Source organism: Burkholderia sp. HI2761 (assembly GCF_002223355.1).
Taxonomy (GTDB): domain Bacteria; phylum Pseudomonadota; class Gammaproteobacteria; order Burkholderiales; family Burkholderiaceae; genus Burkholderia.
The window spans coordinates 487,682-508,225 of the sequence record NZ_NKFN01000007.1 but is presented as its reverse complement, the minus strand read 5'-3'; the positions used below and the strand labels follow the sequence as shown (position 1 = coordinate 508,225).

At 67.3% G+C, this 20,544-nt stretch carries 18 protein-coding genes; 7 read left to right on the top strand and 11 right to left on the bottom strand.

The window, feature by feature from the left end; translation table 11 throughout:
* Positions 1-5: 5 nt before the first annotated feature.
* The 9 genes from CFB46_RS19835 to CFB46_RS19795 form a co-directional block, all read right to left on the bottom strand.
* Entirely contained in the window at positions 6-2,366 is a 2,361-nt protein-coding gene (locus tag CFB46_RS19835) for an efflux RND transporter permease subunit (protein ID WP_089500961.1), read from the bottom strand.
* 63 nt (positions 2,367-2,429) lie between these two features.
* Positions 2,430-4,274, bottom strand: a complete 1,845-nt coding sequence (locus tag CFB46_RS19830; protein ID WP_089500960.1) for a DUF1302 domain-containing protein — start codon at positions 4,272-4,274, stop codon at positions 2,430-2,432.
* A 75-nt stretch (positions 4,275-4,349) separates the two neighbouring features.
* The gene (locus CFB46_RS19825) at positions 4,350-5,714 is read right to left on the bottom strand and encodes a DUF1329 domain-containing protein (protein ID WP_089500959.1); all 1,365 of its coding nucleotides are present in this window, start codon (positions 5,712-5,714) and stop codon (positions 4,350-4,352) included.
* A 95-nt stretch (positions 5,715-5,809) separates the two neighbouring features.
* Positions 5,810-6,223, bottom strand: a complete 414-nt coding sequence (locus CFB46_RS19820; RefSeq protein WP_089500958.1) for a RidA family protein — start codon at positions 6,221-6,223, stop codon at positions 5,810-5,812.
* An 18-nt stretch (positions 6,224-6,241) separates the two neighbouring features.
* Positions 6,242-7,075: a phytanoyl-CoA dioxygenase family protein gene (locus tag CFB46_RS19815; RefSeq protein ID WP_089500957.1), complete on the bottom strand. Its 834-nt coding sequence runs from the start codon at positions 7,073-7,075 to the stop codon at positions 6,242-6,244.
* Between the two features lie 178 nt (positions 7,076-7,253).
* The gene (locus CFB46_RS19810; RefSeq protein WP_089500956.1) at positions 7,254-7,901 is read right to left on the bottom strand and encodes a TetR/AcrR family transcriptional regulator; all 648 of its coding nucleotides are present in this window, start codon (positions 7,899-7,901) and stop codon (positions 7,254-7,256) included.
* Between the two features lie 25 nt (positions 7,902-7,926).
* The gene (locus CFB46_RS19805; RefSeq protein WP_089500955.1) at positions 7,927-8,604 is read right to left on the bottom strand and encodes a hypothetical protein; all 678 of its coding nucleotides are present in this window, start codon (positions 8,602-8,604) and stop codon (positions 7,927-7,929) included.
* A gap of 35 nt (positions 8,605-8,639) precedes the next feature.
* The gene (locus tag CFB46_RS19800; RefSeq protein WP_089500954.1) at positions 8,640-9,299 is read right to left on the bottom strand and encodes a c-type cytochrome; all 660 of its coding nucleotides are present in this window, start codon (positions 9,297-9,299) and stop codon (positions 8,640-8,642) included.
* 12 nt (positions 9,300-9,311) lie between these two features.
* Positions 9,312-10,796, bottom strand: coding sequence for a flavin monoamine oxidase family protein (locus CFB46_RS19795; RefSeq protein ID WP_089500953.1), 1,485 nt, complete (start codon positions 10,794-10,796; stop codon positions 9,312-9,314).
* A 466-nt stretch (positions 10,797-11,262) separates the two neighbouring features.
* Here CFB46_RS19795 and CFB46_RS19790 point away from each other — a divergent pair, with 466 nt between their 5' ends.
* Both CFB46_RS19790 and CFB46_RS19785 read left to right on the top strand, forming a co-directional pair.
* Positions 11,263-11,991 carry a response regulator gene (locus CFB46_RS19790; RefSeq protein ID WP_089502263.1) on the top strand — a complete coding sequence of 243 codons (729 nt, stop codon included), beginning with the start codon at positions 11,263-11,265 and terminating at the stop codon, positions 11,989-11,991.
* The gene (locus CFB46_RS19785) at positions 11,988-13,076 is read left to right on the top strand and encodes an ATP-binding protein (protein WP_089500952.1); all 1,089 of its coding nucleotides are present in this window, start codon (positions 11,988-11,990) and stop codon (positions 13,074-13,076) included. Before CFB46_RS19790 ends, CFB46_RS19785 begins: the two co-directional genes overlap by 4 nt.
* Before the next feature lie 22 nt (positions 13,077-13,098).
* Here the strand turns inward: CFB46_RS19785 and CFB46_RS35965 are convergent, their stop codons facing one another.
* A complete protein-coding gene (locus tag CFB46_RS35965; protein ID WP_179235087.1) occupies positions 13,099-13,257 on the bottom strand; it encodes a hypothetical protein in 159 nt (52 codons plus the stop codon).
* 203 nt (positions 13,258-13,460) lie between these two features.
* Between CFB46_RS35965 and CFB46_RS19780 the strand changes: the two genes are divergently transcribed.
* Positions 13,461-14,732, top strand: a complete 1,272-nt coding sequence (locus CFB46_RS19780; RefSeq protein WP_089500951.1) for an MFS transporter — start codon at positions 13,461-13,463, stop codon at positions 14,730-14,732.
* A gap of 109 nt (positions 14,733-14,841) precedes the next feature.
* On the opposite strand, the gene CFB46_RS19775 is transcribed toward CFB46_RS19780, so the two are convergent.
* Complete coding sequence (locus tag CFB46_RS19775) at positions 14,842-15,789, bottom strand: LysR family transcriptional regulator (RefSeq protein WP_089500950.1); 948 nt, start codon at positions 15,787-15,789, stop codon at positions 14,842-14,844.
* Positions 15,790-15,957: 168 nt separating this feature from the next.
* Between CFB46_RS19775 and CFB46_RS19770 the strand changes: the two genes are divergently transcribed.
* The 4 genes from CFB46_RS19770 (at position 15,958) to CFB46_RS19755 (ending at position 20,542) form a co-directional block, all read left to right on the top strand.
* Positions 15,958-17,004, top strand: coding sequence for a 4-hydroxythreonine-4-phosphate dehydrogenase PdxA (locus tag CFB46_RS19770; RefSeq protein WP_089500949.1), 1,047 nt, complete (start codon positions 15,958-15,960; stop codon positions 17,002-17,004).
* A gap of 49 nt (positions 17,005-17,053) precedes the next feature.
* Positions 17,054-18,226, top strand: coding sequence for an L-rhamnonate dehydratase (locus CFB46_RS19765; protein ID WP_089500948.1), 1,173 nt, complete (start codon positions 17,054-17,056; stop codon positions 18,224-18,226).
* 8 nt (positions 18,227-18,234) lie between these two features.
* On the top strand, positions 18,235-19,152 hold the full coding sequence (locus CFB46_RS19760; protein WP_089500947.1) for a dihydrodipicolinate synthase family protein: 918 nt from the start codon (positions 18,235-18,237) through the stop codon (positions 19,150-19,152).
* 97 nt (positions 19,153-19,249) lie between these two features.
* Positions 19,250-20,542, top strand: a complete 1,293-nt coding sequence (locus CFB46_RS19755) for an MFS transporter (RefSeq protein ID WP_089500946.1) — start codon at positions 19,250-19,252, stop codon at positions 20,540-20,542.
* Positions 20,543-20,544: the final 2 nt, after the last annotated feature.

Genomic DNA, 20,544 nt, shown 5'->3' with positions numbered 1-20,544 from the left:
TGAAGTCAGTGACTGAACAGGCCCGGCGCGCGCGCCGGCTTGCGGCGCGGGAACCAGCGCTCCAGCACCGATGCCAGCGCGGGCAGCGCGGTCATCGCCATCACCAGGTTCACGATGAACATGAACGCGAGCAGCTTGCCCATGTCGGCCTGGAACTTGAGCGCCGAGAAGCTCCACGTCGCGACGCCGATCGCCAGCGTGATCGCGGTGAAGATCGTGGCCACGCCCACTTCGAGCATCGCGTGCTGCACCGCCTTCACGATGTCCTGCCCGCCCGCGAGATGCACCTGCAGCCGGTTGTAGATGTAGAACGCGTAGTCGACGCCGATCCCCACCGCCAGCACCATCACCGGCAGCGTCGCGACGGTCAGCCCGATCTGCAGCGCCTTCATGAACCCGTAGCCGATGAAGGTCGCGACCGACAGCGGCACGCAGCACGCGAGCATCGCGCGCCAGTCGCGGTACGCGAAGAACACGAGGATCAGGATCGCCGCGTACACGTAGAGCATCATCGGCAGCTCGCTTTTCGCGACCTCGTCGTTGGTCGCGGCCAGCACGCCCGCGTTGCCCGCCGCGAGGCGGACCGTGATGCCCGGGAACGGATGCGACGTGCGGTACTGCTTCACGTCGTCGAGGATCCGGTTGATCGTCGTCGCCTTGTGATCGGTCAGGAACAGGTGAACGGCCGTCATCCCGCAGTCGCGGTTCATGTAGCCCTTCAGGCGCGACACGTCGACCGACACCGCCCCGTAGTTCTCGGGATCGATCGGCACGACGTTCATCTTCGGGTAGTCCTCGTTGTAGCCCTGGTTGTACGCGCGCAGCATCGCCGAATACGACTGCACGGACACGACGCCCGGCTCGGTGCGCATCGCGGCCGAGAAGTCGTCCTGATACAGGCCGACCGCCGGGTTGTCGCAGGCCTTGCCGGCCGATTCGATCGCGACCGTCAGCCAGTCGAGACCCATGTCGTAGTTGCCGGCGATCGACGTCGCATCGCGATTGAAGCGTGCATCCGCGCGCAGTTCCGGCGCGCCCGGCTGCAGCGTGCCGATCACGCGGTCGCGGCTTTGCCACGCGGCGAGCGCGAAGATCGCCACCGTCACCGCGACGGTGACGCCCGCGACCTTCGGCTCGGCCACCCGCGCCAGCACGCGCAGCGGCTTCGCCCGTTGCTGCGCGCGCTTCAGCGAGTTGTCAGCATAGGTCTTCGTGAAGTCGAAGCAGGACGCGGCCACCGGCAGCAGGATCAGGTTCGTGACGATCTTGTACGCGACCCCGAGCGACGCGGTGATCGCGAGTTCGCGCACCATCGGAATCGGGATCAGCAGCAGCGTGACGAACGACACGAACGCGGTGATCAGCGCGAGCACGCCGGGTATCAGCAGGCCGCGGAAGCTGTGGCGCGCCGCGTCGTACGAACTCTGCCCGTGGGCGATCTCGCGCACGATGAAGTTCACCTGCTGCACGCCGTGCGACACGCCGATCGCGAACACGAGGAACGGCACCAGCACCGCGAGCGGATCGAGGCCGAAGCCGAGTAGCTTCAGCGAACCGAACTGCCAGACCAGCGACGTCAGCGAGCACACGATCAGCAGCACCGTGAAACGCACCGAATGGCAGTACCAGTAGACCGCGAGCGCGGTCAGCAGCAGCGCGATACCGCAGAACCCGAGCACCGCCGTCGCGCCGTCGGCGATGTCGCCGATCTGCTTCGCGAAGCCGATGATCTGGATCTCGTAGCCGGCATCCTCGAACGGTTTGCGGATCTGCTGTTCGAGCAGGTGATTGAACGCCACGTAGTCGAGCACCTTGCCCGCGCGATCGCGCTCGTTCAGCTCGGCCGTGATCATCGCGCTGTCCTCGCCGTGCGATACGAGCGTGCCGACGTAGCCGCCGAGCGTCGTCGCACGGCGGATCCGCGCGACGACTTCCGGCGTCAGCTGGTCCGGCGTGATCGTGCCCGGAATGATCGGCTCCGCACGGAAACCTTCGTCGGTCACTTCGTTGACAAACGCATTGGGCGTCCACAGCGAGCGCACGCCGATCCGGTCGACGTTCGGCAGGTAGGTGACGGCCTGCGTGACCTTGTACAGCCGCGTCAGCCCCGCCGGCGTCCAGATCGAGCCTTGCCTCGCCCGCACGACCACCGTGATCCGGTTCGCGCCGAGCACGTCGTTCCGGTATTGCTGGAAGGTGCGGATGTACTCGTGCCCGATCGGCAGCTGCTTCTCGAAGCCGGCATCCATGCGCAACTGCACGGCGAACACGGCCATCGCGACGGTAAACAGGCCGATCGCCGCGAGCACGATCGCGCGATGACCGAAGAAGAGCCTTTCCAGGCGGCTGACCAGACGATTGAGCACGACGTTACCCCTTCATGTATTCCGGCAGCGCACGACGTGCGCCACCTTGCACCGATTCACCCGTCAGAAGTTCCGCGTCACGAACAGGCCGACGAAATTCCGGTCCGCGTAGGGCTGCCCCACCGTCTGGTGTCCGCCGAAGAACGCGGTGAAATTGATGCCGGCCTGCCAGTTCGGCGGGTTCTGGTTGAACAGCACGTAGACGTTCACCGACTTCGCGCCCTGCATGTAATTCGCGGTGAAGGTCGGCGTATAGCCGTAGAGGCCGTCCGAGAACGTCACGCCCGGCGTCACCTGCCAGCCGTGAATCAGCGTGCCGTCATAGGTCCAGTTGAAATCGATCGTCGCGCCGACCGAGCTGGCCGTGCCCTGCCCGGCCGCGATCGGATAACCGAGCCCCGAGCCGTAGTTCAGCCAGGGCAGGTAACCGGTCGCCGGCGCCTGCGTGACGGTATGTCCGTCGATCGTGCGCGTGACGCCGTTGGCGTTCAGCCCCGGGTAGTAGATCCACGTCAGTTCCCAGGTCAGGGCCGCCGAATCCGCGCCGAGCCACTTCAGGAACGGATACTCGCTGCGCGTCAGCGCGAGCAGGCCGTTGAGGTCGTACTGGAACTTCTTCTTGTCGACCCACTGCTGGCAATTGACGCCCGGCACGCCGTTCGTGTTCATGTCGAGCGGGCCGCCCGCGCCGTAGCAGCCCGACAGGGCGACCGCGTCGCGCGGCCGGTACGACAGCTCGGTGCCGATCGCCCACGGGCCGACCCCGAAGTTCGCGCTGACGCCGAACAACTGGCGCCGGCCGAGATACGACCATTGCTCGGTGCCGTTCGCGAGCGACGCCAGCACCGGCGACTTGTCCGTGTAGTTCAGGTAATAGAACGCGAAGTTCGCGTCGAAGGAACGGGGTGCATAGTTGAACTTCACGCCGAACTGCGGCCGGTATTTCGCCGGCGGGTTCGTCGTGCTCGGCAGGCCGATGTCGTTGAACGGCGGCCCCGCGAATGCGCCGTTCACGAGCCCGTTCTTGATCGCGTCGAGCGTATCCTGGTTGCCCGCCGCGCCGGAGCCGCCGATCGCGTTGGCGATCGTGCCCGCGCTCGGGCCGATCAGGTTGAGGTTGTTCGTGTTGATCGTGAACGGCTCCGCGCCGCGGCCGAAGCCGTTCGTCACCGACCAGTAGGAGTCGACCGGCGGATAGCGGTTGCCGTTCCACTGAAACTGGTAATAGGCCTCGGTGCTGAATCCGTGCGACAGGTTCGCGGCAACGCTCAGCATCGGCGCCGGCAGCAGCGCCTGCTTGAGCTGCGACCCGGGAATCAGCAGCTTCTGCACGTCGAGCGAGTTGGTCGCATTGATGCCGCTCTGCGCGAACATGCTCTCGCCCCAGTTGATCACCTGGTTGCCGATCCGGACGTGCGCGCTCTGGCCGCCGATCGTGAAATCCTTCTGCGCCCACAGGTCGAGCAGTTGCGCGTTGTAGACGACCTGCGCGGCCGCGGTGCTCGACAACGGCGTGCGGTTCGTATTGCCGGCGAGGAAGTCGTACATGCCGGTGCCGCGCACCATGAACTTCAGCCCTTCGCTCGGCATCTTCAGCAGCAGCTCGCTGGTCGCGCTGACGTAGGTGCTGAACGGCTGCCCCTTGCGGTAGTTCAGGTCGCCGTTGTCCGCATAGCCCCACTGATTGGTATTGGCCGCCGCGCCGCAGCCGAACGCATTCGGATCGCCGGTGAGCGAGCAGCTCGGGTTCTTGGTGCGGATACCCATGCCGGCCGTCAGGTTCGTCACCCACGACCCCTGCAGATCGCCGTTCCCCACCGTGAAATCGTAACCATATGCGCTCGACGTCGCGGCGCCAGCGATGGCGATCGATACCGTAGCATTCCTGATTATTCGTGCCGGTTCCATGATCCGTTTCCTCCCCTGTTCGACGCCGGCGCGTCATCACGCGCGCCGGTCTTCTTGTCTATCGTCCGTTGCCCGTCAACGCTCGCTGACCGAGCGCAGCGATTCCGCCGTGTAGAAATCCGACTTGAAGCGCGGATCGTCGGCCTGTTCAAGCCAGCGCACGTCCTTGCCCTGCCCGATCGACGTCGCGTCGAGCACATAGCGGCCGTTGACCAGGTCGTACTGCGCGAGCGGCTCGTTGTCGCAGGTGCCGCCGAGCTCCCACGCGGGGATCGGGTAGCTTTCCCGCACCTTCCACAGCTTGCCTTGCGCGTCGTAGTCTTCGCCCACCAGCGCGAGCCAGCTGTCCTCGTCCAGGTAGAACACCTTCTTCGATGCGACGTGCCGTGCGCTCGGCTTCAGCGTCGCCTCGACCACCCACACGCGATGCGTCTCGTAGCGGCGGTTCGCGGCGGCAACGCCGTCGGCCGTCGCGACGTCGTGCAGCTTGCTCTTGAACCGGTACATGCCGAACGCGTTGTACGGCACGACCATCTCGCGCTTGCCGACGAGCTTCCAGTCGAACCGGTCGAGCGAGCCGTTGATCATGTTGGCTTCGTCGATCAGGTACTGGTTCTCGAAGCCGATCAGCGGCGCGTCGTGCGTATAGGCCGGCATGCGCCGCACCCGGCGCTGGCCGGGGAAGTAGTAATACGTCTCCGACGCCTTGTCGAAATACTGGCGCTGCACGAAGGCCTGCCCGGCCAGCGCCGCGGGCGAGTTCATCTGGAAGTAGACGGCCGCGCTGAGCTGGTCGACGTCCTGCGGCGAGCGCTTGCCGAGCTTGCCGGCCGGGAAGTAGAACGACTGCGGGCCGACCGCGTCGATCCAGTCGCTGCTGCCGGGGCGCGGCGCAATGGTCGTGACCATCTGCGCCCAGTCGATGCCTTCGCCGCGATACCGCATCTCGTAGTTCAGGATCGCTTCCGCGCCGTTCTTCGGCTGCGGGAACGGCACGCCCGGCAACACGGCCGCCGCGAGGTTCACGCCGCTCGAATCGAGTTTCGCCGCCGTGAGATTCGCCCTCGAGTTCTGCTCGGCGGCATCCGGCAACTGGCACTCGCGATGGGACGGATAGACGTCCATCCGGTAGCCCTTCTTCTGCTTGATCAGCGCGATCTGGCCGGGCGACAGCTTGTCGGCGTACTTGTCGACATTCGCCGCGTCGATCGAATACAGCGGCTTCTCGTTGCGGTGCTTCCAGAAATCGGCGCGCACCTTCCCCCATTCCCAGCCGGCGTCGGGCGCCTGCTTGCCCGCATACGCGGGCACCGCGCCATCCTTGCTCGCCGCGCGTTCGGCGCCCGACGGCGTCAGGTCGTCGGCCGCGACTGCCGTGCCGATCGCGAGACAGGCGGCAGCCGCCATCACGGACGCCGTTGCGAATTTTTGCTTCATCATCACGATTCTCCTTCCCACTCCGCCTTCGTTCGCCCATCACGGACGACACGCATTGATTCGAATCGGCTCGCCGGCCGACCCGGCCTGCTGCCCGGTCAGTCCTTGCCGGACCCGGCCACCGCCACCGCGCGGATCTCGACGCACAGGCCGGGCAGCGCCAGTTGCGAGATGCCGACCGCCGTCCACGACGGATAGCGGCTCGGGAAGTACTCGTCCTTGACCGCCGCGAAGCCTTCGGTCTCGCGCTGCAGATCCGTATGGAACGTCGTCAGCTCGACGACGTCGGCCAGGCTCGCGCCGGCCGCCTCGAGGATCCCCTTCAGCGATTCGAACGCGATCCGCGCCTGCGCCTGTACGCCGTCAGCGGGTTGCATCTGCGCGTCGAGCCCGACCTGGCCCGATACCCAGATCGTGTCGCCGACGCGCGTCGCCGGCGCGAAGTGGTACGCGTCGTACCACGGCTGGAAGGCGGGCGGGACGATCACTTGTCGCTTGCTGGTCGTAGTCATGGTGGAAGTTCTCCTGGTTCAGACGAGTTGACGGAAACACGGTGCGCGGAACGGGTCGCCTGCCTTCAGCCCGGCGAGTTCCTCGACGAACAGCACGCCGGCCGGCGTGAAACCCGAACGGCTTTCGTCGGGCAACGGGCTGAACACCGCGTCGTCGCCGAAGAAGCGCAGCACGAGCGTGTGACGATCGGGGAAATCGGCATCGACCGCGCCGCCGCCGTGCAGCACGCCCGGATGCAGCAGCAGCACGTCGCCCGGCTTGGTTTCCCACGAGAGAATGTCGTAGGCCTTCGGGTCGGCGTGGCGCTCGGCCTCGATGTTCGGCAGGCGCGGCCACGCGTCGCCGCCGTGCAGCGGATCGGTCGGATCCTCGGCGTTCTGGAACGTGGTGCCGTCGTGGCGCACGCCGCGATGCGAGCCGCGGACGATCTCCAGCGCATTGCGCTTCGGCACGCCCTCGAAGCTGATCCACGCGTTGCCGAAGTGCATCCCTGCCCACGGCAGATACGACGTGTCCTGGTGCCACGGCGAGCGGGCGCTCTTGCCGCCGGTCTTCAGGAACAGCTCTTCCGCGAAGTACCACACGTGCTTCGAACCCCACAGATCGGCGAACAACGGCCCGAACGACAGCGTGCCGACGAGTGCGTCGAGTCGCGCTTTCGCGTATGGGTTCGCGTTGTCGTTGTGCGACTTGTATTCCGTGCCGTCGAGCAGCGAGCCCGCCATCGGGCCCGGGTTTTCGAGCCCCCAGTCGAACGCCGCGCGACAGCGCGCCAGCTGTTCGCCGTCGAGAAGCCCTTCGATGAGGACCGCGCCGTCCTCGAAGAAAGCCTTGCGCGTGGATGCATCCATCGTAGATCTCCCAATTCGTCCAACGGCGGTCGGTCGCGATCGCTCGCTGCCGGCCTTTTCAGTAGAACATGGTGACAATATTAGGTCATCATGACAAAAATAATAGAAAGTAAAAGACGGGGTATTCCCTGTTTCGTCTGCTGTGTCGCCCAACGATTTCAACGGGCTTTCCGTCCGCCTACAGGCCGACGCTGAAGTCCTGCCCCGGCTTCGACCCGTGGTCGAACACCGCGCGCGTCAGGAAGCCCGCCAGCACCGCATCGGCCAGCGCGTCGGTCGCGCCGCGCGGATCGGCCGCACGACACGACTGCACGCCGTCGCACAGCGCGGTCAGACCGAGCGCCAGCACCTCGGCGGGCAACGACAGCGATGCGCCCGCGCGCACCGCGAACGCACGCAGGCACGCCGCCACCTGTTCCTGCCGCTCCCGCAGGAACACGCCGAACCGCGCGCGGAACCGCGGATCGCGGGCGGCCTGAAGCTGCGCCTCCATCCACATCAGACGCGATGCATGCTGGCCGGCATATCGCCGCCAGTAGTCGAACAGCGCATACTCCGCGTCCTCGCACGTGCCGTCCGCGTCGACGATCCGCCGCAACTCCGTCGCGGCGGCGTCGTGATCGCGCCGCATCAGTTCGAACAGCAGGTCGGTCTTGCCGCGGAAGTTCGAATAGAACGCGCCGCGCGTATGCCCGGCTGCCGCGGCGATCGCCTCGACGCTCACGAGCGCATACCCTTGCTCCGCGAAGATCGTGCGCGCGGCGTCGAGCAGGCGTTCGCGTGTCGCGTCCCGCCGTTGCGCACGGGTCAGGCGTGTCGTATCCATTCGCTCATTCGATCAGGATATCTATTCATTTCGAATACGACAAAACGCCCGCTTCCGCCTTGATGCGCCCCTGCGCACGCTCCAGCGCGCAGTATGCGTAATAGATCGCGACCGTGAAGTACGACCATGTGAGCAGCGCGAGCACGTAGAAATTGAATACGACGTTGGTTTCCTCGCCCGGGATCTTGTAGAAGTCGTAGATGCACGCGATCGCCAGCGAAGAGACGAGCGCCACGGTCGTCGTCGATGCGTGGAACGGCAACCCCGCGCGCAGCAGCCTCGCCACGAAGTACGCGAGATAGAGCGCGAGCAATCCCCACATCGCGACATAGAAGTAAGGCAGCACGCCTTTCACGAATCCGGCCGCCACCAGCACGATCGTGCCGACGGTCGCGATTCCGAACAGCAGCACGTCCTGCCACGCCGACGGCCGGTAGCCGTGCGTCACGGTCATCAGGCCCGCGACCGCGATGAGCGGCATCCCGAAACCGCGCGAGAACGCATCGAGGAAGTGCGAGATGCCGTAGAAAAACGGCGAGCCGGTTGCAAAGAAGATCAGCGCGTTCGTCGAGGAAACCGTGACGACCCACCACTCGAGGCCGAGCAGGTAGTTGCGCTTGCGAATGAACTTCAAACCGTAGAGGCCGGTCGTCGTCGCGAGCGCGACGCTGGAAAAGCAAAGCATGAGTGACTTGAGATCCATGATCCAAACTCCCGATATCGATTGCGTTCGATGATTCAGTGCCGGCCGGGGCTGACGCTGGCGAGATAGGTGGCGACCGCCGCGCGATCGTCCGCCGACATCGCCTGCGCGACGCGCTGCATAGTGCCCGTGGCCTCGCTGCGCGTGCCCTTCGCAAACGCGTCGAGCTGCGCCACGAGGTAGTCGTAGCCTTGCCCGGCCAGACGCGGGAACTGCGCCTGCCCCATCAGCCGCGCGCCGTGGCACGCAGCGCACGCGCCGCCCGTCACCAGTTGCTCGCCCTTCGCGCGCAGCCGGGCGTCCGGCTTGAAGTAGCCGTTGTCGACGGCGGCCTGCTTCGCGTAGTAGTCGGCCAGATGCGCGATCTCCGCTTCGCTCAGCGTCATCGCGAGCGGCCCCATCGTCGGGTTCGCCCGCTGGCCGCTCGCGAATGCGTGAAGCTGCGCGGCGACGTACTGCGCCGGTTGCCCCGCGAGGCTCGGGTAGGCCTCGTTGAGCGACGTGCCTTTCGCGCCGTGACAGCCCATGCATACGTCGGTGAGCCGCGGCCATGCGCCGCCGTCGGCCTGGTCGGCTTCCGCCGCCTCGGCGACATGGCGCTGCAGCCGATACAGATCGAGCAACCCGGGGCCATGGAAGGCCAGCAGCGCGACGACGATCGCGAGCGCGGCGAGCAACAGCATGCGTTTCTTCATGTCCGCTCTCCTTTATGCGCGACGCAATGCGTTGAGCGCCTGCAGCGCGCCCTGGTGGCCCGAGCGAACGGCGCCGTCCATGTAGCCGGCCCAGATGTTCGCGGTTTCGGTGCCCGACCAGATCAGGTTCCCGCACGGCGCGCGCAGCGCTTCGCCGTGCGCACTCCAGAAACCCGGCGGAATCGCCGACACGCAAGTGAGCGTCCACGGGCCGTCCTTGCCCCAGTCGCGATCGTGGTACGACACCGGCGACAGCGCGTCGTCGCCCCATGCCCGCGCGTAGAAACCGGTGAGCATCTGCTTCGCGGCGTGAAGGTCCGACGGCAACATCGCGTTCAGGACGAACGCGTTGATCACGCCGATCTCGCCGCCCGGCGGCGAGTTGTCGTACGCCCAGATGATCGGCCCGTCGGGCTGGAAGATGTGGCCGTTCAGCCCCTTGTCGCGCCAGAACGGACGGCGATAGACCATCGCGGTCTTGCGCGCCGGCGAGTGGGCCGGCCATGCGCGCTGCAGCGCGTCGCGCTGAGCCGGCAGCGGCGGATCGAACTGCACCTGATGACACAGCGCCGGATGGATCGCCATCACCACCTTGCGCGCGCGCACCGTGCCGCGATCCGTCTGCAGCGTGACGACGTCGCGATCCCAGCCGGTGATCCGGCGCACCGGCGTCGACAGGCGCACCTTGTCGCCGAGCTGCTGCGCCATCCGGATGCTGAGAATCTGCGAGCCGCCGACGAAGCGGGTTTCCTGCGCGCTGTGCCGGATCGAATCCAGCTGCGTGTAATCGCAGTCGGCGGAATTGATCATCGACAGGAAATGCAGCAGCCCCATCTTCGCCGGCATGACGCCGCCCGACAGCGCGATCGAGCCGTTCCAGCTCACCCGGTCCTCGGGCTTGATGTCCTGCCGCGCGAGCCAGTCGCCGACGGACAGCCGGTCGAGTTCGGCCACTTTCGGCGACGTCCACGGCGCGCCCGACGGCACGTCGCGCGACAGCCGGCTGAGCTTCGCCGCCATCGCCTCGTCGGTGCCGAAGGTGCCCTCCAGATCGACCGCCACGCGGCCGTCGCCGCCGAGAATGACCGTCTTGCCCGCGTAGTAGCTCGGGAACGTGCCGACGTCCAGTTCACGGGCGAGATCCGCGACCGCGGTCTGGCCCGGGCCGATCCACTGGCCGCCGACTTCGGTCACGTAGCCGCCGCCCACGTCGTAGTTGAGCGTGCGGCCGCCCACGCGATCTCGGGCCTCGAGCACGACGACGGATTCGCAGCCGGCGTAGCGCAGGTCGCGCGCGGCCGTCAGGCCGGCCAGGCCCGCGCCGATGATCGCGACGTCGAGCACGTCGCCCGCGTCAGCGGCGCCGGGCGCGCCATCGGCGCTCGCGCGCGACGCGCCGATCGCGAGGCCGCCCATCGCGACGGAGGCGCCCGCGACCTTGAGCCACTGCCGGCGCTGCATGTCGGCCGATGCGTTGGGAGATGACTTTTTGAACATGGTGTATGGGTGACTGCCTGCAAATGATGCGAACGATGGCGCGCCTCGATGGCGTGCGCCCCGCGCTCGTGCGGAACCTGACGACTGAATGCGACCTGAAACCCCTTCGCCTGCCACCGGCTTGCATGCACCGCGCGGTCGATCGCGCGGCATACGCATGCATCCACGGTTCGCAGTCCTTCCTGTACCGATGCCGATCTTCCTTTTATCGCCAAGGATCGGCCGCCCGCCTAAATTAGTACATGCTGCAAAAGTTAGGTCATGATACATAAAACAGGTTTGAAAAAAAAAGACAGGGTATTCCCCTGTCATGATGCGTCTCCCGGCGGCAATGAAAGGTGCTGGAAAGACTTGACCGATCATGCGCGCCGGCGCTGCACGCCGGCCTGCCTCCGTTCGATGAACGGGCCCGTGCGGTAGTATGGAGATTCGATGGAAATCCCCTGACGAACCTGAACGAATGGCCATGCCCGCTCTTTCTTCATCTTCCGGCGCCGGCCAGGCGCTCGTCCTCATCGCCGAGGACGAGCCCGAAATCGCCGAGATCCTCATCGCCTATCTGGCACGCAGCGGGCTGCGCAGCGTGCATGCCACCGACGGCCGACGCGCGCTGGAACTGCATCTTCAGCTGAAGCCCGACCTCGTGCTGCTCGACGTGCAGATGCCGCACGTCGACGGCTGGAAGGTGCTCGCCGAGATCCGTCACCGCGGCGACACGCCGGTCATCATGCTGACCGCGCTCGACCAGGACATCGACAAGCTCACGGGCTTGCGCATCGGCGCCGACGACTACGTCGTGAAGCCGTTCAATCCCGCCGAAGTCGTCGCGCGCGCACAGGCGGTGCTGCGCCGCTCGATGGCGGGCTCGCGCCAGGAAGAACAGCGCGTGCTGCGTGCCGCACCGTTCGAGATCGACCTCGAGCACCACGAAGCGACGGTCGAAATCGACGGCACGCGCCACACGCTCGTGCTGACGCTCACCGAGTTCAAGCTGCTCGCGCAACTCGCGCGCGCGCCGCGCCGCGTGTTCAGCCGCGCCGAACTGATGACCACCTGCCTCCCGGAAGGCGACGCGCTCGAGCGCACGGTCGACAGCCACGTCAGCAAGCTGCGCAAGAAACTCGACGATCTCGGCGTCGCAGGCGTGCCGGCAAGCGTACGCGGCGTCGGCTACAAACTGTGGAGCGGCGATTGAGACTCGATGGCCTGAGCCGCCAGATCGCGCTGACGATGGGCGCGATGGCATTCGGCGTGACGCTGCTGGTCGTCGTGACGGCCTATGTGTTCTACTACGTCGCCTTCAAGTACTGGCCCGTGGAATTCAACCAACCGGGCTTGTTGCCGACGGGCCCGGAATGGGTGTGGCTGATCTCGACCACGCTGGTCGGCCTCGTACTCGCCGTGTTCGTCGCGGTCAACCTGTCGCGCCGCATCCTCGTGCCGCTCAATTCGGTGACGGACAGCATCCGCCGCGTCGCGCGCGGCGATCTCGGCGCACGCGCCGTGGCCGGCGATCGTTCGCTGCACGAAGCGGCACTGCTCGCCGACAATTTCAACGCGCTCGCGAGCGAGCTGCAGCGCGTGACCGACGAGCAGACGTTCTGGAACGCCGCGATCGCACACGAGCTGCGCACGCCGGTGACCGTGCTGCGCGGGCGGCTGCAGGGGCTCGCCGAAGGCGTGTTCACGCCCAGCGAAGCGCAGTTCCGCAGCCTGCTCGCGCAGGTCGAAGGACTGACACGGCTGATCGAGGATCTGCGCGTGGTCAGCCTCGCGGATAGCGGCCACCTGAGCATCGAGATTCGCGACACCGATCTCGCCGCGGAGATCCGGGCCGTGGTCGACGTGTTCGCGCATGCGATGCAGGCCGCCGGCCAGCACCCGGTGCTCGACCTCGACGCGCGGCCGATGCGCTGCGACCCGGTCCGGATCCGTCAGGCGCTGCTCGCGCTGCTCGAGAACGCGCGCCGCCATGCGGTGCCGGGCGCGATCCGCATCGGCACCTGCGTCGAACAGGGCATGTGCCGGCTGCGCGTCGAGGACGACGGCCCCGGCATCCCGGCCGATTTCGCGCCGCATGTGTTCCAGGCATTCCGGCGCGTCGACGAGTCGCAACCCGGCGGCAGCGGCCTCGGGCTCGCCGTCGTCGCGGCGATCGCGCATGCGCACGGCGGCGAAGCCGTTTGCGTGCCGACCGGCGCGGGTGGTACGCGGTTCGAAGTGCAGTGGCCCGACAACCTCGTGCCGGCGCCTGAAAACGAGCGCTTTCCGGCGCATTGATGCCGGCGCGGGCCGCGCCGCGTCACGCTCGCGGTTCGAGCACGAAGACGGTGACCAGCGGGAACGGCAGCAGCCGGAACGCATGGCCGTCGCGGCCGTCCCGCTGGATCCACCATTTCACCAGCGGCAACCGCCAGAAGCGGCTGTCCTGTTGAAGCAAACGTTCGTCGATATCGTTCACGGTCTCACCTGCCCGGGCATCGCGTTGCCTCGCCCGGCCGGCCGGCGCGCGCGGCGGCCCAGGCCGGGCAAGCGAATGAACACCTGCGGTTATCGATTGATCCCAAAGATTCATTGGACAGTGTCTCCGCCGCCGCGCGATGCTGGGCTCGCCCGTGAACGCAGCGTCATTGCAACGCCGCGCACGAACATGGAGTGAGACACATGCCCACCGATCACCGTCAACGGCGCCACACGCTGTGGCTGCTGTGCGCGCTTTCGTTCATCCTTTACGTCGACCGCGTCAACCTCGCGACCGCGGCCGGCGCGATCAAGGCCGAACTCGGGCTGTCGAATACCGAGCTCGGCGTCGCCTTCTCCGCGTTTGCATATTCGTATGCAATTTGCCAGATCGGCGGGGGCTGGATCGCCGACCGGTTCGGCGCCCGCATCACGCTGATCGGCTGCGGGCTGATCTGGGTCGTCTCCACGTTCGCGACCGGGCTCGTGCACAGCCTCGGGTTGCTGTTCGCCGCGCGCCTGTTGCTCGGCATCGGCGAAGGCGCGACGCTGCCGGCCCAGGCCCGGGCGATCACGCAGTGGTTCCCGCGCGAGCGGCGCGGCGTCGTGCAGGGCTTCACGCATTCGTTCTCCCGGCTCGGCAACGCGGTCACGCCGCCGATCGTCGCCGCGCTGATGACGTGGCTGTCGTGGCGCGCGGCGTTCTTCGTGATCGGCGCGGTCACGCTGGTGTGGCTCGCGTGGTGGATCGCCGGCTTCCGCGAGCATCCGCTCGGCGACGACGACGGCCGCACGCACAGCCGCCGCCCTGCCGCACCCTCCGGGCCCACGCCGTGGGGGCCGCTGTTGCGCCGGATGGCGCCGACCATCTTCGTGTACTTCTGCTACGGCTGGACCGCGTGGCTGTTCTTCACGTGGCTGCCGACCTTTTTCCTGAACGGCCAGGGCTTGAACCTGAAATCGACCGCCTTGTTCGCGTCCGGCGTGTTCTTCGCGGGCGTCGTCGGCGACACACTCGGCGGCTGGCTCTGCGACCGGATCTACCGGAAGACCGGCAACCTCGCGCTGTCGCGCCAGAGCGTGATCGTGGCGAGCTTCGTCGGTGCACTCGTCTGCCTGCTGCCGCTCGCGTTCGTGCACGCGACGGCCGGCGTCGCGCTGTGCCTGTCGGGATCGTTCCTGTGCCTCGAACTGACGATCGGGCCGATCTGGGCGGTGCCGAGCGATATCGCGCCTGCCCATGCCGGCATCGCGAGCGGGATGATGAACGCCGGTTCCGCGATCGCGGGGATCCTGTCGCCGATCCTGTTCGGCTATCTCGTCGATCGCACCGGCAGCTGGACGGTGCCGTTCATCGGCTCGGTCGCGATGCTGCTGATCGGCATCGTCGCCGCGCTGCGGATTCGGCCGGACCACGCGCTGTCCGACTCGATGCCGGCGCTCGCCGACGCGCCCGCCGCGCCGTCGGCGCACTGAAGCCGGTCTTCGCTGCCGCTGTCGTCCCGCCCGCGCCGTCATCGCTCATCGCTCATCACGCATCGCCGCGTTCCGCGACGCGCGACCGGCGCGGCAACGCGCCGCCGGATCAGGCACCGCCGTCCGCCCCAACGGCGTCCTGGTGAAACAGCGCGAGAAACTGCTGGGCGGGAATGCTCAACGGCCGGTCGCGCCGCACGAGGCTGCCGTACGACGGCAGCTTCTGTTCGAGCATGTAATCGACGATCGAGACGAGCCCGTGCGCCGCGTTGCGCTGCGCGACCGTCAGCGGAATCACGCCGAGCATCGACGAACGATCGACGAGATTCATCGTGGTCAGGATCGAGCCCGTTTCGACGAGCCCGCGCGGCATCGGCTGGTGACGCGCGCGGAATTCGCGCTCGACGACCTCGCGCGCCGGGCTGCCGGCCGGCTGCAGGATCCACGCGTAATCGAGCAGCGCATCGAATTCGACCGGCCCCGCGCCCGCGAGCGGATGGTCGCGGCCCGCGATGATCGCGAGCGCCTCGTCGTCAACCACGCGGAAATCGCAGTCGGCCCCGGCGTTCCTCCCGATCACCACTTCGAGCACGCCGTCGCGAAGCTGCGGCATCAGCCGATCGCTCGTATCCACCGCGATGTCGATCGCGAGCAGCGGATAACGCGCCTTCAACCGCACCAGCGCCTCGGTCGGCCGCCCCGGCGACGCCGCCATGATGCTGCCGATCGCGAGCCGCCCCGCGCTGCCCAGTTGCAGCTCGCCGAGTTCGCGGTTCAGCGCCTCCATGCTGCCGCGGATGCCGCGGAAATAGCCGAGCACGCGCTCGCCGGCCGGGTTCAGCACGAGCCCGCGCCCGATGCGATCGAACAACCGCTGGCCGAGCGCGCTCTCCAGTTCGGCCAGCATCTTCGTCGCGGCCGGTTGCGTGAGGCCCATCTGCTCGGCCGCCGCGCGCAGCGTCGAGCATTCGTCCACGGCCAGCAGCAGCGCGATTTGGCGCATCCGCAGCCGGTTCAGCAGTTGCGGAGTCGAGTCTCGTCGGTCGATCGAGCCCATCTTTGATTACTCCAGGTTATCGATTCATCAAGAGTTTTCAATTTACCGACTCATTCCGTCTACCTAGCATCAACCCCATAGACCAACGGCCGCACGCCGCCACCGGAGACGCCACATGAACCTCGAATCCCCCCTCGCCCGCCGCACGCCCCGCACCGGAGCCGCCGCATGACGCCCGCCGCCGCCCGCCCCGTCGTCGCGCTGACGCTCGGCGACCCCGCCGGCATCGGCGCCGAACTGATCGCGAAACTGCTCGCCCGCCCCGATGCAACCGCCGGCGCGAACCTCGTACTGATCGGCGATCGCTGGCTGTGGGAAGCCGGCCAGCGTGTCGCCGGCGTCAAGGTCGACGTCGAGCCTGTCGCGTCGCTCGCCGCCGTGCGCGCGCGGCCGTCCACCGCGCGCGCCGCGTTCGTCGCGGTCGATACGGTCGATCCCGCGCAGGTCACGGTCGGCCAGGCCGGGGCGGCCGGCGGCCGCTCGGCGCTGACCGTGCTCGACCGCTGCCTCGACGCCGCGCTCGCCGGCGACATCGACGCGATCTGCTTCGCGCCGCTGAACAAGTACGCGATGAAGCTCGGCGGCCTGCGCCACGACGACGAACTGCACCACTTCGCCGAAGCGCTCGGCGTGACCGGCTACTTCTGCGAATTCAACACGCTCGGCGAACTGTGGACCGCGCGAATCTCGTCGCACATTCCGCTGAAGGATGCGGCAGCCCAACTGAGCATCGAACGGATCGAACAGGCGTCCGAGCTGATCTACCGGTCGCTGCTCGCGAAAGGCGTCGCCGCGCCGAAGGTCGCGATCGCCGCGTTCAACCCGCACGGCGGCGACGGCGGCAGTTGCGGCCGCGAGGAAGTCGACGTCATCGAGCCGGCCGTGCGCCGCTTGCAGGCGCGCGACTGGCCGACCGATGCGCCGTTCCACGGCCCGTTCCCGGCCGACACGATCTTCCTGAAGGCGCAGGCCGGCGACTACCAGGCGATCGTCACGATGTATCACGACCAGGGGCAGATCGCGATCAAGCTGCTCGGCTTCTCGCGCGGCGTGACCGTGCAGGGCGGGCTGCCCGTGCCGATCACGACGCCCGCGCACGGCACCGCGTACGACATCGCGGGCCGCGGCACGGCCGATGTCGGCGCGACCTGGCAGGCGCTGCAGATCGCGTGCCGGATGGGCGCCGCGCGGCGCTCGCCCACCGTTTCGGCGTGACGCCCGCACGCCTTTCACACACGACGACATCGATTCTGGAGACACCATCATGAAGATCCGCTCCGTACGCGCCCGCGTATTCCAGTGGAAAGGCAAGACCGTTCCGCCGCAAGGCAATTTCTGCTCGAACGCGATGGACCTGCTGTACGCGCCGCAGGAAACGATGAGCACGTTCCGCTTCCATGCCTGGACGGTCGTCGAGGTCGAAACCGACGACGGCATCGTCGGCCTCGGCAACGTCGCGCTCGCGCCGCACGTCGCGAAGGTGATCATCGACCAGTACCTCGCGCCGCTCGTGATCGGCCAGGATCCGTGGGACTACGAGTACCTGAACCAGCGGATGTACCGCGCGACCCACGCCTGGGGCCGCAAGGGCATCGGCATGGCCGCGATCTCGGCGGTCGACATCGCGATCTGGGACATCCTCGGCAAGAGCGTCGGCAAGCCGGTGTTCAAGCTGCTCGGCGGCCGCACCAAGGAGAAGATTCCCTGCTACTACTCGAAGCTCTACCGCACCGACCTGAAGGCGATGCAGGAGGAAGCGCAGCGGTACCTGAAGGAAGGCTTCCGCGCGTTCAAGATGCGTTTCGGCTACGGGCCCGCGCACGGGCAGCAGGGCGTGGTCGAGAACCTGAAGTCGGTCGCGGCGATCCGCGAGGTGATCGGCTACGACAACGACCTGATGCTCGAGTGCTACATGGGCTGGAACCTCGAGTATGCGAAGCGCATCCTGCCGAAGCTCGAGAAGTACCAGCCGCGCTGGCTGGAAGAACCGGTGATCGCCGACGACCTCGACGGCTACGCGCAGCTGAACCGGCTCACGCGCATCCCGATCTCCGGCGGCGAGCACGAGTTCTCGCTGTACGGCTTCAAGCAGTTGCTCGACCGCAAGGCCGTGTCGGTCGTCCAGTACGACACGAACCGCGTCGGCGGGATCACGATGGCGCACAAGATCAACGCGCTGTGCGAGGCGTACAGCGTGCCGGTGATTCCGCACGCGGGCCAGATGCACAACTACCACCTGACGATGAGCACGCTCGCGTCGCCGATGAGCGAGTACTTCCCGATGTTCGACGTCGAGGTCGGCAACGAGCTGTTCTATTACATCTTCGACGGCGAGCCGGTGGCCGAGAACGGCTTCCTGCAACTGCGCGACGACGTGCCGGGCCTCGGCCTCACGCTGAAGACCGAATTCCTCGACCAGTTCGACATCGTCGAGTGAGGCTGGCCATGAACCCACGCTACCAGGGCGTCTTTCCGGTTGTGCCGACGATCTTCGACGCGCACGGCGCGCTCGATCTCGACGGCCAGCGCCGCTGCATCGATTTCATGATCGATGCCGGCTCGCACGGCCTTTGCATCCATGCGAATTACTCCGAGCAGTTCGCGCTCGGCGACGACGAACGCGATCTGCTCACGCGCACCACGCTCGAGCACGTCGCGGGCCGCGTGCCGGTGATCGTCACGACGTCGCACTTCAGCGCGCGGATCTGCGCGCAACGCAACCGGCACGCCCAGGCGCTCGGCGCGGCGATGGTGATGGTGATGCCGCCGTACCACGGCGCGACGTTCCGCGTGCCTGAAGCGCAGGTGCGCGCGTACTTCCGCGAAGTCGCCGACGGCCTCGACATTCCGCTGATGATCCAGGATGCGCCGGCCAGCGGCGTCGCGCTGTCCGCGCCGTTCCTCGCGACGCTCGCGCACGAGATCGACGCGGTGTCGTACTTCAAGATCGAGACGGCCGGCGCCGCGTCGAAGCTGCGCGATCTGATCGCGCTCGGCGGCGACGCGATCGAAGGGCCGTGGGACGGCGAGGAAGGCATCACGCTGCTCGCCGACCTCGATGCCGGCGCGACCGGCGCGATGACGGGCGGCGGCTATCCGGACGGGATTCGCCGGATCACCGATGCGTATTTCGCCGGGCGCCGCGACGACGCGTACGCGCAGTACGCGCGCTGGCTGCCGCTGATCAACTACGAGAACCGCCAGTCGGGCTTCCTCACCGCGAAGGCGCTGATGAAGGCGGGCGGCGTGATCGCGTGCGACCGGCCGCGCTCGCCGTGGCCCGAGCTGCATCCGCAGGTACGCGCCGGCCTGCTCGACACGGCGCGGCGGCTCGACCCGCTCGTGCTGCGCTGGGGGCGCTAGACATCGTTTTTGCACCCGCAACGCGCATGCGTTGCGCATCGGCGTGACGGCGGCCCGACAGAAGGCCGCCGCCGCTCATCGGATGGACGGAGACACCATGACCCTGCTGAACCCCGCGACCCCGGCATACGAAGCCGGCGAAGCCATTCCACGCCGCCGCTGGCTGCGCGTGATCCCGCCGCTGCTGCTCGCCTGCATCATTTCCTACATGGACCGCGTGAACATCGCGTTCGCGATGCCCGGCGGGATGAACGCCGACCTCGGCATGGATGCGACGATGGCCGGCCTCGCCGGCGGCATCTTCTTCTTCGGCTACCTGTTCCTGCAGATTCCCGGCGGCCGGCGCGCGGCGCTCGGCAGCGGCAAGACCTTCATCGCGTGGTCGCTCGTGAGCTGGGCCGTGCTGTCGGTGCTGACCGGGCTCGTCACCCATACGTGGCAACTCCTGACGCTGCGCTTCCTGCTCGGTGTGGCCGAGGGCGGGATGCTGCCCGTCGTGCTGACGATGGTCAGCCACTGGTTTCCCGATCGCGAACGCGGCCGCGCGAATGCGATGGTCATCCTGTTCGTGCCGCTCGCCGGCATGATCACCGCGCCGCTGTCCGGCTTCATCCTCGCCGCGTACGACTGGCATCACCTGTTCTTCAGCGCGGGCGCGCTGTCGCTGCTGTGCCTCGTCGTGTGGATGCTGTTCGCCGACGACGGCCCGGAGACCGCACGGTGGGTGTCGCCGCGCGAGAGGGCGTACATCCTCGACGCGCTGCGCGACGAGCGCGAACGCAAGCGCGCGGCCGGCACGCCGGCGGCCGCCTCGTTCGGCGCGCTGCTGCGCCACCCAACGATCTGGCTGCTCATCGCGATCAACTTCTGCTATCAGGCCGGCATCTACGGCTATACGATGTGGCTGCCGACCCTGCTGAAAAACCTCACGCACGGCGGGATGGGCAGGATCGGCCTGCTCGCGATGCTGCCGTACGTCGCGATGGTGATCGGAATGCTCGTCACGTCGTATTGGTCCGACCGGACCGGCAAGCGGCGTCTGTTCGTGCTGCTGCCGCTCGTCGGCTTCGCCGCGTGCCTCGCGCTGTCGGTGCTCACGCATGCGTCGATGGCCGTGTCGTTCGCGTTCCTGATCGGTTGCGGCTTCTTCCTGCAGGCGGCGGCCGGCGTGTTCTGGGCGATTCCGCCGAAGCTCTGCAGCGTCGAGGCGGCCGGCAGCGCACGCGGGCTCATCAACGCGCTCGGCAATCTCGGAGGCTTCTGCGGCCCGTATGCGGTCGGCGTGCTGACGCAGCACGTGAGCGCGGCGGCCGGCGTGTACAGCCTCGCCGTCACGCTTGCCGTGGCCGGCCTGCTCGCGCTGACGCTGCCCCGCCGCTGCGAGGACTGAAG

What these genes read in the sequence shown, in the direction of transcription:
- CFB46_RS19830 (WP_089500960.1), bottom strand. Translation starts at nt 4,274, where the DNA reads ATGGAACCGGCACGAATAATCAGGAATGCTACGGTATCGATCGCCATC.
- CFB46_RS19815 (WP_089500957.1), bottom strand. Translation starts at nt 7,075, where the DNA reads ATGGATGCATCCACGCGCAAGGCTTTCTTCGAGGACGGCGCGGTCCTC.
- CFB46_RS19770 (WP_089500949.1), top strand. Translation starts at nt 15,958, where the DNA reads ATGACGCCCGCCGCCGCCCGCCCCGTCGTCGCGCTGACGCTCGGCGAC.
- CFB46_RS19820 (WP_089500958.1), bottom strand. Translation starts at nt 6,223, where the DNA reads ATGACTACGACCAGCAAGCGACAAGTGATCGTCCCGCCCGCCTTCCAG.
- CFB46_RS19755 (WP_089500946.1), top strand. Translation starts at nt 19,250, where the DNA reads ATGACCCTGCTGAACCCCGCGACCCCGGCATACGAAGCCGGCGAAGCC.
- CFB46_RS19795 (WP_089500953.1), bottom strand. Translation starts at nt 10,796, where the DNA reads ATGTTCAAAAAGTCATCTCCCAACGCATCGGCCGACATGCAGCGCCGG.
- CFB46_RS19780 (WP_089500951.1), top strand. Translation starts at nt 13,461, where the DNA reads ATGCCCACCGATCACCGTCAACGGCGCCACACGCTGTGGCTGCTGTGC.
- CFB46_RS19775 (WP_089500950.1), bottom strand. Translation starts at nt 15,789, where the DNA reads ATGGGCTCGATCGACCGACGAGACTCGACTCCGCAACTGCTGAACCGG.
- CFB46_RS19765 (WP_089500948.1), top strand. Translation starts at nt 17,054, where the DNA reads ATGAAGATCCGCTCCGTACGCGCCCGCGTATTCCAGTGGAAAGGCAAG.
- CFB46_RS19760 (WP_089500947.1), top strand. Translation starts at nt 18,235, where the DNA reads ATGAACCCACGCTACCAGGGCGTCTTTCCGGTTGTGCCGACGATCTTC.
- CFB46_RS19810 (WP_089500956.1), bottom strand. Translation starts at nt 7,901, where the DNA reads ATGGATACGACACGCCTGACCCGTGCGCAACGGCGGGACGCGACACGC.
- CFB46_RS19825 (WP_089500959.1), bottom strand. Translation starts at nt 5,714, where the DNA reads ATGATGAAGCAAAAATTCGCAACGGCGTCCGTGATGGCGGCTGCCGCC.
- CFB46_RS19800 (WP_089500954.1), bottom strand. Translation starts at nt 9,299, where the DNA reads ATGAAGAAACGCATGCTGTTGCTCGCCGCGCTCGCGATCGTCGTCGCG.
- CFB46_RS19805 (WP_089500955.1), bottom strand. Translation starts at nt 8,604, where the DNA reads ATGGATCTCAAGTCACTCATGCTTTGCTTTTCCAGCGTCGCGCTCGCG.
- CFB46_RS19790 (WP_089502263.1), top strand. Translation starts at nt 11,263, where the DNA reads ATGCCCGCTCTTTCTTCATCTTCCGGCGCCGGCCAGGCGCTCGTCCTC.